This is a genomic window from Bacillus paramycoides, assembly GCF_001884235.1.
Taxonomy (GTDB): domain Bacteria; phylum Bacillota; class Bacilli; order Bacillales; family Bacillaceae_G; genus Bacillus_A; species Bacillus_A paramycoides.
In genome coordinates this window covers 15095-30014 of record NZ_MAOI01000017.1, presented here as the reverse complement: position 1 = coordinate 30014, position 14920 = coordinate 15095, and the positions used below count along the sequence as shown (strand labels likewise).

The window sequence follows — 14920 nt, the reverse complement described above, 5'->3', positions numbered from 1 at the left end:
GAGCCGCTTCCGCTTTATAATGAAATCCAGCTCCGGCGGCAAGAATGTTCGGTGGTTTCGCGGCCTTCCTGCGAGGTAAAAAACACCTCTACGTCAGGAGCTCCAACCCCCTCACATTCTGAACGAGCCGCCTCCGCCTTATATGTTATCTACGTTTTCTGCTTAGTCCCATTGCGTTTTCTACTTTGCGTAGTTGTTTGAATGCAACTTTGTTTGCTTTTTCGGCACCTTTGTCTAGAATTTCGTCTAGTTCTGGGGAGTTGATTAGTTCGTTATATTTGTCTTGGATTGGGCGAATTGCGTCCACAACTACTTGTGCTAGGTCACCTTTGAAGTCGCCGTATCCTTTTCCATCGTACATTGCTTCTATTTCTTCAACTGTTTTGCCAGAGAATGAAGAGTAAATTGTTAATAAGTTAGAAATTCCAGGTTTGTTTTCTTTATCAAATTTAACGATACCTTCAGAGTCAGTTACGGCACTTTTAATTTTCTTTTCGATTGTTTTTGGTTCATCAAGCATACTGATCATTGATTTTGGATTCGGATCAGATTTACTCATTTTTTTCGTAGGTTCTGTTAATGACATAACGCGAGCTCCTACTTTTGGAATACGAATTTCAGGCATTGTGAAGATTTCACGGTAACGTTTGTTGAAACGTTCTGCTAGATCACGTGTTAATTCGATATGTTGCTTTTGGTCGTCACCAACTGGTACGATTTCTGTGTTATAAAGTAAAATATCAGCAGCCATTAATGGTGGATACGTAAGTAATCCTGCTGGAACTGAATCTCTTCCAGAAGATTTATCTTTATATTGTGTCATACGTTCTAATTCTCCAACGTATGCAACAGATTGCATAATCCATCCTAGCTGAGCGTGTGCTGGTACTTCTGATTGTACAAATAAAGTAGCTTTTTCAGGATCGATGCCGCATGCAACATATAGTGCAGCAAGACTGCGGATGTTTTTGCGAAGTTGTACAGGGTCTTGAGGTACTGTAATTGCATGTTGGTTTACGATACAGAAATAGCAGTCGTGTTCGTTTTGAAGCTCTGTAAATTGCTTCATAGCCCCTAAATAGTTTCCAAGTGTAATCGTTCCGCTTGGCTGAATACCAGAAAAGATAACTGACATAAGTAATTCCTCCTAAAATTGAATGTGTGATGGGGAAGAGAAGGCATACAAAAAAGCCCATTCATCCCAAATTACATAGGGACGAATGGACCGCGGTACCACCCTAATTATTTCACAGCTGTGAAATCTCTCAGATCCATAATAACGTCTGGATATAACGCCAAAGCCTACTACTCTCGGTTCGGTTTGGTGCTCAAAAGCCCATTCCATATTGTGCAATTACTTGTTCACACCAGCCACAAGCTCTCTGAAATTGCTTCAATATGTACTCTTCTCTATCATCGCATACATATAAATTTATTTATTTTTAACTGAGCCCTTTTAATATGAAAGAACTAAAGTTTTATAACAAAATGTTTTGCTGATTATTATATCATATGGAATAGTGTTTGCAAACTACATCAAAATAGTAAAGCTAATGAGAGTCGAGAACAACCCAAGCACGATACCAGTAATACAAATCGGATACGTCCATTTGAATGAATATGTTTTATAAATACGTTCTTTCTTATCGATAGGTTCCTCTGCTTCTTCAATTAAAGAGTCAATTTTTTTATTCGTACCAAATACTCTTTGGAATGCGTAAATTGTTACGTTAAAAAATCCATTTTGAAATATGAATAAAAAACCACCTATAAGAATAAAAAACAATGCGATATAGAATGAAATGTTGACAAAATTCAACAAAAACTGAGAAGAAACGAGGAATGCGCCAACACTAGAAGCGATTATCGCTACAAAAAATAGTATACAAGTATGAAAAAAAACTTTATTCAAAATATTCCCCTCCGTCAAAATATTACTAGAATTATTATACTATAAAAGTTATAATAAGTAATATAAATAATTTTTTGAAAATTATACGCAATTGGAGCTCTAATTTCAAGATGATGGTATCAATGTTAACGTATTCCTTTACAAAAAAATAAAAATATTAGCATTTTATTAAAAATTTTAACAAAAAAACAAAAAACTATATTCACAATCGTCATATTATATGTATAATGAAAATTGTAGAAACTTGGAGATTATTCTTTCAATTCTACTTTTTTACAAGTGGGGGTACAGGAAGTGCAATTAGGGGAGGCAACACAACATGAAGAAAAAGATACCGTTATTACTTGCATCAACTTTAACTGCAAGTATGTTGCTTGGCGCGTGTAGCTATCAGAAAGAGGACGCTAAAGCAAAAGGAAAAGAAACCGCTACTAGTAGTAGTAACGGAAAACAGATTCTTAATTTAACAGAGTTATCTGAAATTCCATCAATGGATGCATCATTAGCGTCAGATTCTGCGTCTTCAACAGCATTAAATAATACGATGGAAGGTTTATATCGTACTGGCAAAGATCAAAAGAGAATGCCTGGGGTTGCTGAAGATGTACAAAAGTTGGACGATGGTAAAAAATACATATTCAAATTAAGAAAAGATGCGAAATGGTCGAATGGGGAACCTGTAACAGCGAAAGATTTTGTATATTCATGGAAAAGAGCAGTAAATCCAGATACAAAAGCGACGTATTCGTACATTATGTTTGATATTAAAAACGCAGAAAAAATTCATAAAAGAGAATTACCAGCTGACCAATTAGGTGTAAAAGCGATTGATGATTATACATTAGAAGTGGAATTAGACAATCCTGTTCCTTACTTTATTGATTTAACAGTTTATCCAGTATTTTACCCACTAAATGAAAATTTTGTGAAATCACAAGGTGATAAGTTTGGTTTAGAGGCAAATACAACATTATATAACGGGCCATTCGTTATGAGTGATTGGAAACATGAACAAAGCTTCCAATTTAAGAAGAACCCATCATATTGGGATAACAAAACGGTTAAAATTGAAGAAATTAATTTCAATATTGTAAAAAACACATCAACTGATGTAAATTTATATGAGACAAATGCGATTGATCGTGCGGTTCTAACATCGGAATTTGTTGATAAGTTTAGACAAAATCCAGAGTTCCAAACACGAAAAGAAGCTGGAGTTGCCTATTTAAGATTTAATCAAAATAATAAGTATTTAAGTAATAAAAACTTAAGAAAAGCAATTTCGATGTCCTTTGACCGTGATAACATTGCAAAAGTTATTTTAAACAACGGTGCAATCGGTGCTTACGGATTTGTTGGAAAAGATTTCGCTGAAGGTCCGAATAAAAAAGACTTCCGTGCTGAAAATGGAAATCTAGTTGAAACGGATTCAAAAGAAGCGAAAAAACTTTGGGAAACAGCGAAGAAAGAGCTTGGCACTGATAAAATCGAACTAGAATTCTTAAGCTTTGATAATGAAGATGCTAAAAAAATTGGCGAATTCTTAAAAGGTGAGATGGAAAAGAACTTACCTGGTTTAACGATTAAAATTAAACAGCAGCCATTCGCGCAAAAAAATAAGTTAGAAGACTCTCAGCAATATGATATGGCGTTTGGTATTTGGGCTCCAGACTTCCCAGATCCAATTTCATATTTAGATATGTTTGTTACGAATGGTTCACAAAATAAAACAGGATATTCTAATCCGAAATATGATGAGCTAATTCTAAAAGCAAAAACAGATACAAAAGATTTACAAGCTCGCTGGAACAACCTTTTAGAAGTAGAGAAAATATTAATTAAAGAGGATGCAGTTATTGCTCCGATCTTCCAAAAAGGTTCAGCATATGTGGTAAAAGGTGCTGTAAAAGATATTATCCCAATTAATTATGGTGGTAAATTAACTTACAAATGGGCATCTGTTGAACAAAAATAATCTTTTTTCCATCGTTTACAAGGGTATATGCCTATGATGGGCATATGCTCTTATTTTAAAAAAATAAAAGTAAGAATATTTAAAACTATCTTATTGCTTTTGAGAAAAACGGGGAGGTGCTTGACTATGGGACGTTATGTATTAAAACGTTTCGTGTACATGGCTTTGACATTATTTTTAATTACTACACTGACTTTCTTCTTGATGAAATTGCTTCCGGGTTCTCCGCTTAAAAACCAGGAGAAACTATCGCCGGCACAAAAAGAAATCATTCTTGAAAAATATGGTTTAAATGATCCAGTGCCAGTTCAATATGCACGTTATTTAGGTAACTTAGCAAAAGGTGATTTAGGGGTATCATTCCAATATGATAACCGCCCAGTAACAGATATGATTGTGGATCGTATTGGACCATCGGCACAACTTGGTTTACAAGCGATTATATTAGGATCATTTATCGGGTTAATTTTAGGAATCGTTGCGGCACTTCGTAACAATACGTGGGTCGATTATGGTGCAACAGTTATTTCGGTACTCGGAATGTCGGTACCATCATTCGTATTCGCCGCATTACTACAATATTTCGTAGGGGTAAAACTTGGTTGGTTCCCAGTAGCATTCTGGAAAGGACCAGAGTTTACTGTAATGCCTACAATTGCATTATCGATGTCAGTTATTGCAACAATCGCACGTTTCTCTCGTGCAGAATTAATTGAAGTTATGCAGTCTGACTATATTTTAACAGCGAAAGCAAAAGGGATTAGTCAAGGCGTTATCATTGTAAAACACGCACTTCGTAACGCGTTAATTCCAGTTGTAACAATTTTAGGACCAATGGTTGCGGCATTAATTACAGGAACACTTGTTATCGAGCAAATTTATGCTGTACCTGGACTTGGGGAACAATTCGTTAAATCGATTACTTTAAATGACTATACAGTTATTATGGGAACTACGATTTTCTATAGTGCAATCTTCATTTTAGTTATTTTCATTGTCGATATTTTATACGGAATTATTGATCCTCGTATTCGTTTAGCGGGAGGGAAAAAATGATGAAAGATGTACAAAAATTATCTCCAGATTTATTTCAACAAGCCAATCAAAATAATGTTGATAATGAAGTCATTGCCCGTCCAAGCTTAACGTTTTGGCAAGATGTAAGAAGACGTTTGTTCCAACATAAAGGTGCGATGCTTGGCCTTGTATTATTAGTACTCATTGCACTATTAGCGATTTTTGGACCGATGGTAAGTAAACACTCGTATAAAGAGCAAGATTTAGGTCGTGCGAAATTACCACCAAAAATTCCTGTTATTGAAAATGTTCATTGGTTACCATTTGACGGTACAGATCAATATGGTGTTGACCAATATGCAAAACGTGATATTAAAGAGTACTTCTGGTTTGGTACAGATGATCTTGGCCGTGACTTATGGACAAGAACATGGGAAGGTACACGCGTATCATTATATATCGCTCTTTTAGCAGCAGCAATTGACTTAGTAATTGGGGTTGCATACGGAGGTATTTCAGCATTCTACGGCGGTAGAGTAGATAATATTATGCAACGTATTATGGAGATTATCAACGGTATTCCATACTTAATCATCGTTATTTTAATGGTAATCATTATGGGATCTGGTATTTGGTCAATCACACTCGCGATGGCGATTACAGGTTGGATAGGAATGTCGCGGATTGTTCGTGGACAAATCTTAAAGTTAAAAAACCAAGAATATGTATTAGCATCTCGTACATTAGGTGCAACAAATACACAATTAATTGTGAAACATTTAATTCCAAACGTAATGGGACCTATCATCGTAATGACAATGTTTACAATTCCATCAGCGGTATTTGGTGAAGCGTTCTTAAGTTTCATCGGTTTAGGAATTCAGCCACCATTTGCGTCACTTGGTTCTCTTGTAAATGATGGGTATAAATCTATTCAAACGTATCCACACATGATGTTCATCCCTGCGGTTGTCATCAGTATGTTAATTCTAGCATTCAACTTAATGGCAGATGGATTACGCGATGCGTTAGATCCAAAAATGCGTAAGTAAAAGAGGGGAGAGGCAAAAATGAAAACATTGTTAGAGGTAAAAGATTTACAAGTCTCCTTTGATACACATGCAGGTGAAGTACAAGCAGTGCGCGGAGTTACTTTTGATTTAAAAAAAGGGGAAACATTAGCGATTGTAGGAGAGTCTGGTTCTGGGAAATCAGTTACTTCTAAAGCGCTAATGGGTTTAATCCCAAATCCTCCAGGCCGTATTAAAAATGGAGAGATTGTATTTGACGGTCGTGATTTAACGAAATTAACGGAAAAAGAAATGCAGCAAGTTCGTGGTAAAGATATCGCAATGATTTTCCAAGATCCAATGACATCATTAAATCCAACGATGACAATTGGGAATCAAATTATGGAAGGTCTTATTAAACACCAAGGGATGAGTAGAGGAGACGCACGTAAAGTTGCGTTAGAATTAATCGACCTTGTAGGTATTCCAAATCCAGAAGCGCGTTTAAAACAATATCCTCACCAATTCTCAGGTGGTATGAGACAGCGTGTAGTTATTGCGATGGCGTTAGCTTGTAATCCGAAATTATTAATTGCCGATGAGCCGACAACAGCACTAGACGTTACAATTCAGGCGCAAATTTTAGAGCTTATGAAAGACATTCAGCAAAAGACAGAAGCAGCAATCATTTTCATTACACATGACTTAGGTGTAGTAGCAAACGTTGCTGACCGAGTTGCGGTTATGTATGCTGGTAAAGTTGTTGAAATTGGAACTGTAGATGAAATTTTCTACAACCCAAAACATCCGTACACATGGGGCTTAATCGCATCTATGCCAAGCTTAGATGGATCAGAGGAAGAGCTATATGCGATTCCAGGAACGCCTCCTGACTTATTAAAACCGCCAAAGGGTGATGCTTTTGCACCACGTAACCCGCAGGCACTGAAAATTGATTTTGAAATGGAACCACCTTTATTTAAAGTAAGTGATACACACTATGCGGCAACTTGGTTACTTCATGAGCAAGCTCCAGAAGTAAAACCGCCGGCAGTCGTTGAAAAACGCATTCTTCAAATGAAAGCAGGTGAACAACATGACTAAACAACGTGAGAAATTAATTGAAGTGAAAAATGTAAAGCAGCACTTTGACGTGAGTGGTGGTGTTGTCAAAGCGGTTAATGATATTTCATTTGATATTTACCGCGGAGAAACATTTGGTCTTGTAGGAGAATCGGGTTGTGGTAAATCGACAACTGGAAGAACGATTATTCGTTTATATGATGCAACTGCTGGTGAAGTGTTGTTCGATGGTGAAAATGTACATGGTAAAAAATCACGCGCAGAATTGAAGAAATTCAACCGTAAAATGCAAATGATTTTCCAAGATCCATATGCATCATTAAATCCTCGTATGACAGTAGGGGATATTATCGCAGAAGGTATTGATATTCACGGATTAGCGAAAAGCAAAAAAGAGCGTATGGACCGTGTTCACGAGCTGTTAAATACAGTTGGTTTAAATAAAGAGCACGCAAACCGTTTCCCACATGAATTCTCAGGTGGACAACGTCAACGTATCGGTATCGCTCGTGCACTTGCTGTAGAACCTGAATTTATCATTGCCGATGAGCCAATCTCAGCACTTGACGTATCGATCCAGGCGCAAGTTGTAAACTTACTGAAACAGTTACAAAAAGAAAAAGGTTTAACATATTTATTCATTGCCCATGATTTATCAATGGTAAAATACATTAGTGATCGCATCGGCGTAATGTATCGTGGTCAAATCGTTGAGCTAACAACAAGTGATGAGTTATATGCGAATCCAATTCATCCATATACAAAATCACTATTATCAGCAATTCCGCTTCCAGATCCAGATTATGAGCGCAATCGTAAACGTATCGTATACGATCCATCTCAGCATGAATACGGTAGCGAAGTACCAACAATGCGTGAAATTCGCCCAGGACATTTCGTACTATGTTCTGAAGCAGAGTATAAGAAATATAAAGAAATCTATCAATAAAAAAGTAGAGCCATTCTTCTGTTACGGGAGGATGGCTCTACTTTTTGTAATAAAAGTAAGAGAAATGAGTTAATAGTAGTTATGTTGAGAAGGTTTGGCTTGTTCGTGAGGGAATGGATCGGTTCTTAAAACCAGTTGAAAAAGTATTGAGTAATTTTTCGATGTGTACTGCTGTCACTACTAATTAACTTAATTTAAACTATTAAAAAGGAACTTTCTATGAGTTCTTTTTCTACTATATAAAACATTTCTATTATCAATATTTGTCGGTAAATCGATATATTTAAAGAATCGCTGATATAAATTGAGTTACGGTCGATATATTTTGAAAATCGCCGATATATTTCGAGTTGCGGTCGATATATTTGAAAAACCGCCGATATAATTTCATTTACTGTGGTGATATCCTATAAAACGTACGTTTTATAGGATATCACCTTTATATTTGCTACTGCGCTTGAACAGAAGCACTATCTTCTTGTTCATCCGGTTTAACAAGTGCATAATTTTCCCACGCCCTACTTCTCCAACGGAAGAACATAATAATCGCCCGAGTCCATTCGTCGATAGCAATCGCTAGCCAAATACCAACGAGACCCATATCTAATTGAAAGACGAAAAAGTAGCCGAGCGGTAAGCTCATTAACACCATGGAGAATGCGCCGATTAAAACTGGATATTTCGCATCACCAGCTGCACGAAGGGAATTAATGATGACGATGTTCATCGTCCGTCCTGTTTCAAGTAGTACACTTAGTAAAAGAACGCTTGCCCCTAGAGAGATAATATGGGGATTATCCGTAAATAGTCCCATTAATTGTGTGCGGAATGTAATAACGAGAATGACCATAAATAAAGTTACACCAATCGCCCATTGTACACTTTTCCATACACGTGTGTATGCTTCATCCTTTTCATTTCCGCCAACTAGGCGTCCAACGATAATAGCTGTTCCCATACCGATAGCAATGGCGAATAAATAAGTGAACATAGAAATGTTAGTAGCGTATTGTCTAGCAGCTAACGATTCTGTTCCTAAGTATGTTGCGTAGTATAGGAAGACGATTTGGCAAGCTTGGTACATTACTTGTTCAAATGCAGATGGAATGCCGATCTTTAAAATTTTGCCAACGTATTCTTTTGATAAAGTGAAGTAGTATTGCAATTTCACGCGGTATTCCATAACGCGATACAGTAACCAGAAGAACACAATAAGTGCGATTAGCCGGCTGACGGCGGAAGAAATAGCTGCCCCTTGCACACCAAGTTCAGGGAAGCCGAATTTCCCAAAAATGAGTACGTAGTTTCCGGCGATATGAATAATATTCATTCCAAGTGAAATAAACATCGCTTGCTTTGTAAAGCCGTGTACGCGGATAATTGCAGCTAATGAGTTAATAATAGCTTGAAGAAAAATGGCTCCCCCGACGATGGATAAATAACTTTGCGCGTACGTTAATACATCAGCTTGTAAGTTCATTGCCATCATCATATGTTTTGAAAATAAAAGAAAACCGGCGCTTATAACAAGACCGACCCCTAAATTTAATGTTACTGCTAATGCTGATATTTTGGATGCTTCCATAAAGCGTTTAGAACCGAGGTATTGAGATACGACGATAGCTGCGCCATTCCCGATGACTTCTAGTACTAAAATAGCGATATGGAGGTATTGATTTGCTGCACCAACCCCAGATACAGCATCGTCTGATAATGCACTTAACATGAAAGTATCAGCGATCCCCATCAGCATAAAAAGAAAAACTTCTAGAAAAATAGGCCATGTTAATAAGAATAAACTTAATTTCTCTGTTGGCCCGTTTTTTGAGCGAATTGCTGTCATGTCCGTCCCCTCTTTACCGATATCTATTTTTAGCAAAGTGTATCGTAACACACTTTCATATCCTTTGCACTCATTTTAGCCTACATATTTTCAATATGAACGAACCTTCATTTTATGACAAAAAAAGAAGAATAATTATACGTAAGATATAATGAGATATAAATTTTGTTATTCTCTGATAATTTAAAAAAATATAAAAATTATTATTTTTAACATATTAGTGCAATAAAAACGCAGTATGAAACGTTTACAAATACACCGAATATTAACAGAAAATTTTAATGAAATAGAAATATAAATATACAAAGAATATATTTGTGTGTATAATATGAATTGTTAGAACATACATATATTTCTTTCTGTTTGAAAATGAAAGGGCTAACATTTTTTGGAGGGTGGAAGTATGAAAAAAAAGATACCAGTTTTTGTAGCATCAACAGTAGCAATGAGCATGATTTTAGGGGCATGTAGCTATCAAAAAGATGAACCGCAAGCAAGCGCAAAAGGGGATAGCGGTAAAAGCGGTGCTAAGCAAGTTATAAACTTAGTTGAAACACAAGAAATTCCAACGATGGACCCAGCATTATCAGCTGATGCAGTTTCTTCGAAAGTAATGAACAATACGATGGAAGGTCTATACCGCCTTGGAAAAGATGATAAATTAGTTCCAGGTGTAGCGAAAGAATTCCAAAAGTCAGAAGACGGTAAAAAGTATACATTTAAATTACGTGAAGATGCAAAATGGTCAAATGGTGATCCTGTAACGGCGAAAGATTTCGTGTATGCATGGCAAAGAGCAATTAATCCAGATACAGCTGCGAAATCAGCGTATATTATGTACGATATAAAAAATGCAGAGAAAATTAATAAAAAAGAGATGAGTCCAGATCAATTAGGCGTCAAAGCGATTGATGATTATACATTAGAAGTAGAATTAGATAATTCTATCCCATATCTTGTTGATTTAATGGTCTATCCAATCTTCTATCCTGTTAATGAAAAGTATGTGAAAGAGCAAGGGGCGAAGTTTGGCTTAGAAGCAAATACAACACTTTACAACGGTCCATTTACACTAAGTGATTGGCAACATGAACGTAGTTTCAAAATGACAAAGAGCCAATCTTATTGGGACAATAAAGAAGTGAAGCTTGAGGAAGTAAACTTTAACATTGTAAAAGATACATCTACACCAATTAACTTATATGAAACAAACGCAATCGATCGAGCTACATTATTAGCAGAGTTCATCGATAAATATAAAGGAAAACCAGATTTCAAAACAGTAGAAGATACATCTGTATTCTTCCTTCGTTTAAATCAAAAAGACCCAGCTTTAGCAAATAAAAATATTCGTAAAGCAATTTCACTTGGTTTTGACCGTAAACCATTCGTTGATACGTTATTAAATAACGGTTCTAAGCCAGCGACCGGATTAATTCCTGACAATTTCATTAAAGGACCGGATAAAAAAGATTTCCGTGCTGAAAATGGAGATATTGTAAAACCGAATGTGAAAGAAGCGAAAAAGTATTGGGAAGCTGGTAAAAAAGAGCTTGGTAAAAATGAAATTGAATTAGAGCTATTAAATGAAGACGTTGAATTATCGAAGAAAACTGGTGAATATTTAAAAGGTGAGTTAGAAAAGAATTTACCAGGTTTAACAGTGAAAATTAAACAACAACCATTCGCGCAAAAATTAAAATTAGAAGATGCGGGCGATTATGTAATGTCATTCTCTGGTTGGGGTGCAGACTTCCCAGATCCAGTTACATACCTTGATATGTTTGTAACTGACGGAGCGCAAAATAAAATGAAGTATTCTAATCCGAAGTACGATGAGATTATTACGAAAGCGAAAAAAGATGGAAGCGATGTAAATGCTCGCTGGAAAAACTTACTTGAAGCAGAAAAAATGTTACTTGATGACGCAGCGATTGTTCCAGTATATCAACGTGGTAGAGCATATTTACAAAGAGAAACAATTAAAGATATGTACAACCATAAATATGGCGGCGAAGTAAGCTTCAAATGGGCATCAGTAGGAAAATAAGAAAAAAAAGCAGGTGATTACCTGCTTTTTTTAATACGTACGTTTTTTATAAATACCTTTTCCACCAACTTGGTTCCAGCCGGATTGTACATCTAAACTTTTGTTAACAAACTTCATTTTTTCTTTCCCACCAAAGAGTTTTTCACCGATGCTATTTGTAATGACACCAATCAATGCTGTTATTCCGATGATGAGGGCAGCAACAATGACAAAATCAACAAAATAAGCAATCATATGCAAATTCCCCCTTTGCCTGTCTATATGTTTATTGTATGAGATTAAAGATGAAAAAGAAAGAAATGTCAGAAAAATATTGAATTTACTTTAGAAATCGTATGGACATGAGTGAAGAGATTCGTTAAAATGAGAACAAGTGTTCCTTTTTGTTTTAACCTTGAGAGTCTTACATTTCTCAATTGTTTTGTTGGAAAAAGGTAAGAAAACGTTATCTTTTTGATAGGGGAAGATTATGAAAATGTAATTGTATATCAGGTGAAAATTATTGTAGAAAGCAAGTGTCAAAAGGGTTGGAGATCGTTGTTAAAGGACAGTTAAAGTGAGTGTAATCATGTTACATAGCAGTGGAATACAAGGAAGAGTTTTCTCAACTAGCAGTAAATTTACTGTATATTTCTTGCAAAAACTATTGTATAATGATTATAGAAGTTACTTATTAAAAGTAATTGTTGTTTGTAATAAGTTGTTGCTTACATGAACTGCGATTTTTTTACTTTGCTATAAGACAAGTTATTGTGAAGAATTGCTGAAGTTAGAAATTTAAACTGTAATTAGTACAGAATTTGTACTCTTTAAGGAGAGTGAGCTTTGTATGGTAACATTATATAGTTCTCCAAGCTGTACGTCTTGTAGAAAGGCGAAATTATGGCTAGAGGAAAATCATATTCCTTATACAGAACGTAATATTTTCTCAGATCCATTAACGATTGAGGAAATTAAAGAAATTTTACGTATGACAGAAAGCGGAACGGATGAGATTATTTCTACTCGTTCAAAAGTTTTCCAAGAATTGAATGTGAACTTAGAGTCTTTACCACTTCAAGATTTATATAAGATGATTCGTGACTATCCAGGTATTTTACGTCGTCCAATTATGATTGACGAAAAACGCCTTCAAGTAGGTTACAACGAAGACGAGATCCGTCGTTTCTTACCACGTACAGTGAGAACGTTCCAATTACGTGAAGCACAACGTCTTGTAAATTAATTATAATAATATGAAAACCTTCTACCTATTATATATGTAGAAGGTTTTTTTTTACTGTTTAACATTTCGTAATCGAACTTGTTGAACGATAAAGCCTATACATAAAACGGTGAAAATGAACAAATAAGGGATGCCGGTGGTAAAACTAGGATTATGATAGAAAAACGTTGCGAGTCTGTCTTCGTGTGTAATCATTTTTCCTGCTGTATAGGCGAGAACTGCTGCCCCACCATAAATAAGAAATGGAAAGCGTTCCATGAATATTAAAATAAGTTTGCTTCCCCAAATGATAATCGGGATAGAAATGAATAAACCGATTATTACGAGTAAAAATCTTCCGTGAGCTGCTCCTGCAATGGCAAGAACATTATCAAACCCCATAACGAGATCTGCGAATACAATTGTACGTACAGCTTGGAATAAAGTCGTTTTTCCTTGGATAGAAGAAAGGTCATTGTTATTATCAGTTAGTAAATTTACCGCGATTAATGTGAGTAAAATTCCGCCAATGAGTTGTAAGAATGGGATATCGAGTAAATAGACGGCTAGTATTGTGAGGAGAATTCGTAGCACGATTGCTAAAATAGTACCAATCAAAATGGCTTTATTTCGTTTTTCTTCAGGTAAATTTCGGCTAGCTAGTGCGATGACAATTGCGTTATCGCCACCTAGTACAACATCGATACCGACAATCATTAGTACAGATGTTAAAAACTCTAAGTCCATTCGTCTGCCTCCATTTATGATGTTTTAATAAGCGAAATATATGTATGTGATGAAGAAAGTTTGTCTAGTTTTTCCCGCGTACTTGGGGGACTAAATAATCTCCTCTAATAGATGTTTCACTTTATTACAGTGTACGGGCGAATATGGAAATGTATGTCCAAATTTTTTGTGAACAGTGAATTGGTGTCATGATATATTTGTCACGCTATCTGGGGGCTAATCATCTGAGGATGAACAAAACCCCCACTGATTAAAGTTTTACTTTATGTAAGCAGCTGAATGAAGGTAGGCATATAACTATTTTTGTAAAATAAATCGATTTTATTTCCATTCTGGAGAATCTTATCATAAAATGAAAGTACAAGAATCTATTGATTTGTCATATGAGTGGGGGATCCCTTCATAACAATTCCAAACAGGAAGGGAGAGTTGTATTTTGGATATTGAAAGAATTAATGATCATACAATGAAATTTTTTATTACGTACATTGATATAGAGGATAGAGGATTTAACCGTGAAGAAATTTGGTATGACCGCGAACGAAGTGAAGAACTTTTTTGGGAAATGATGGATGAAGCCCGTGATCATGACGATTTCTTTATTGATGGACCATTATGGATTCAAGTGCAAGCAGTTGACAAAGGGATTGAAGTGCTTGTAACGAAAGCACAGCTTTCAAAGGATGGGCAAAAGTTAGAACTACCAATAGGTGTAGACAAAATTATAGATATTCCTCTAGATGAAGGAATCGAATCATTATTCCAGCAAGAATTAGAGGAAGAGGTAGTGGAACCAGCAGGTACAAACTTTAATGAAGATGGTACGTTTGGCTTTTTAATTAAGTTTAGTGATTTTGAAGATGTAATTTCATTAAGTCATCGTCTTATCTTTGAAGATATAAAAGATGAGCTGTATTCATTTGAGGACCGCTATTATGTATATGTAGAGTTTGATGAAGTGCTACATGATGAGGAAGAAATTGATCGTATTTTAAGTATTATTTTAGAATATGGAGAAGAATCTACTCTAACGATTCACCGCTTAAGTGAGTATGGAAAACAAGTTGTGAAAGAGCGTGCGCTTGAGACAATTCGTAATCATTTTCCTGCTAAGACGTAGGCCGATTTCT

Annotated in this window: 13 protein-coding genes and 1 other annotated feature; of the genes, 8 read left to right on the top strand and 5 right to left on the bottom strand. The window is 35.8% G+C overall.

Features of this window, described 5'->3' with window-relative positions:
* Positions 1-145: 145 nt before the first annotated feature.
* Together trpS and BAU28_RS02520 are read right to left on the bottom strand one after the other, a co-directional pair.
* Entirely contained in the window at positions 146-1135 is a 990-nt protein-coding gene (trpS, locus tag BAU28_RS02525) for a tryptophan--tRNA ligase (protein ID WP_071717629.1), read from the bottom strand.
* Between the two features lie 74 nt (positions 1136-1209).
* Positions 1210-1426 (bottom strand) — a binding site (T-box leader).
* 105 nt (positions 1427-1531) lie between these two features.
* Complete coding sequence (locus BAU28_RS02520) at positions 1532-1912, bottom strand: DUF3899 domain-containing protein (protein ID WP_002170832.1); 381 nt, start codon at positions 1910-1912, stop codon at positions 1532-1534.
* Positions 1913-2231: 319 nt separating this feature from the next.
* Here BAU28_RS02520 and BAU28_RS02510 point away from each other — a divergent pair, with 319 nt between their 5' ends.
* The 5 genes from BAU28_RS02510 (at position 2232) to BAU28_RS02490 (ending at position 7946) form a co-directional block, all read left to right on the top strand.
* A complete protein-coding gene (locus BAU28_RS02510; protein ID WP_025150372.1) occupies positions 2232-3887 on the top strand; it encodes a peptide ABC transporter substrate-binding protein in 1656 nt (551 codons plus the stop codon).
* A 126-nt stretch (positions 3888-4013) separates the two neighbouring features.
* On the top strand, positions 4014-4943 hold the full coding sequence (gene opp3b / locus BAU28_RS02505) for an oligopeptide ABC transporter permease (protein ID WP_071717628.1): 930 nt from the start codon (positions 4014-4016) through the stop codon (positions 4941-4943).
* Positions 4940-5956, top strand: coding sequence for an oligopeptide ABC transporter permease (gene opp3C, locus BAU28_RS02500; RefSeq protein WP_048369665.1), 1017 nt, complete (start codon positions 4940-4942; stop codon positions 5954-5956). Before opp3b ends, opp3C begins: the two co-directional genes overlap by 4 nt.
* 18 nt (positions 5957-5974) lie before the next feature.
* A complete protein-coding gene (locus BAU28_RS02495) occupies positions 5975-7018 on the top strand; it encodes an ABC transporter ATP-binding protein (RefSeq protein WP_000854341.1) in 1044 nt (347 codons plus the stop codon).
* Positions 7011-7946: an ABC transporter ATP-binding protein gene (locus tag BAU28_RS02490; protein WP_048369662.1), complete on the top strand. Its 936-nt coding sequence runs from the start codon at positions 7011-7013 to the stop codon at positions 7944-7946. Before BAU28_RS02495 ends, BAU28_RS02490 begins: the two co-directional genes overlap by 8 nt.
* Positions 7947-8394: 448 nt before the next feature.
* Here BAU28_RS02490 and BAU28_RS02485 read toward each other — a convergent pair whose 3' ends face one another.
* Positions 8395-9840, bottom strand: a complete 1446-nt coding sequence (locus tag BAU28_RS02485) for an MATE family efflux transporter (protein WP_071717627.1) — start codon at positions 9838-9840, stop codon at positions 8395-8397.
* A 352-nt stretch (positions 9841-10192) separates the two neighbouring features.
* Between BAU28_RS02485 and BAU28_RS02480 the strand changes: the two genes are divergently transcribed.
* Entirely contained in the window at positions 10193-11839 is a 1647-nt protein-coding gene (locus BAU28_RS02480) for a peptide ABC transporter substrate-binding protein (RefSeq protein WP_071717626.1), read from the top strand.
* A 30-nt stretch (positions 11840-11869) separates the two neighbouring features.
* Here the strand turns inward: BAU28_RS02480 and BAU28_RS02475 are convergent, their stop codons facing one another.
* Positions 11870-12073, bottom strand: coding sequence for a hypothetical protein (locus tag BAU28_RS02475; protein WP_002170839.1), 204 nt, complete (start codon positions 12071-12073; stop codon positions 11870-11872).
* Positions 12074-12668: 595 nt separating this feature from the next.
* Here BAU28_RS02475 and spx point away from each other — a divergent pair.
* Positions 12669-13064 carry a transcriptional regulator Spx gene (spx, locus tag BAU28_RS02470; RefSeq protein ID WP_000258267.1) on the top strand — a complete coding sequence of 132 codons (396 nt, stop codon included), beginning with the start codon at positions 12669-12671 and terminating at the stop codon, positions 13062-13064.
* A 51-nt stretch (positions 13065-13115) separates the two neighbouring features.
* Here spx and BAU28_RS02465 read toward each other — a convergent pair whose 3' ends face one another.
* Positions 13116-13790, bottom strand: coding sequence for a TerC family protein (locus tag BAU28_RS02465; protein WP_048369654.1), 675 nt, complete (start codon positions 13788-13790; stop codon positions 13116-13118).
* A gap of 436 nt (positions 13791-14226) precedes the next feature.
* Here BAU28_RS02465 and mecA point away from each other — a divergent pair, with 436 nt between their 5' ends.
* Positions 14227-14910, top strand: coding sequence for an adaptor protein MecA (mecA, locus tag BAU28_RS02460; RefSeq protein WP_071717625.1), 684 nt, complete (start codon positions 14227-14229; stop codon positions 14908-14910).
* Positions 14911-14920 lie beyond the last annotated feature (10 nt).

Excerpts from the sequence above, each read along its gene's own strand:
- BAU28_RS02495 (WP_000854341.1), top strand. The coding sequence starts at position 5,975 with ATGAAAACATTGTTAGAGGTAAAAGATTTACAAGTCTCCTTTGATACA.
- BAU28_RS02490 (WP_048369662.1), top strand. The coding sequence starts at position 7,011 with ATGACTAAACAACGTGAGAAATTAATTGAAGTGAAAAATGTAAAGCAG.
- trpS (WP_071717629.1), bottom strand. The coding sequence starts at position 1,135 with ATGTCAGTTATCTTTTCTGGTATTCAGCCAAGCGGAACGATTACACTT.
- BAU28_RS02510 (WP_025150372.1), top strand. The coding sequence starts at position 2,232 with ATGAAGAAAAAGATACCGTTATTACTTGCATCAACTTTAACTGCAAGT.
- BAU28_RS02465 (WP_048369654.1), bottom strand. The coding sequence starts at position 13,790 with ATGGACTTAGAGTTTTTAACATCTGTACTAATGATTGTCGGTATCGAT.
- BAU28_RS02480 (WP_071717626.1), top strand. The coding sequence starts at position 10,193 with ATGAAAAAAAAGATACCAGTTTTTGTAGCATCAACAGTAGCAATGAGC.
- opp3b (WP_071717628.1), top strand. The coding sequence starts at position 4,014 with ATGGGACGTTATGTATTAAAACGTTTCGTGTACATGGCTTTGACATTA.
- spx (WP_000258267.1), top strand. The coding sequence starts at position 12,669 with ATGGTAACATTATATAGTTCTCCAAGCTGTACGTCTTGTAGAAAGGCG.
- BAU28_RS02475 (WP_002170839.1), bottom strand. The coding sequence starts at position 12,073 with ATGATTGCTTATTTTGTTGATTTTGTCATTGTTGCTGCCCTCATCATC.
- opp3C (WP_048369665.1), top strand. The coding sequence starts at position 4,940 with ATGATGAAAGATGTACAAAAATTATCTCCAGATTTATTTCAACAAGCC.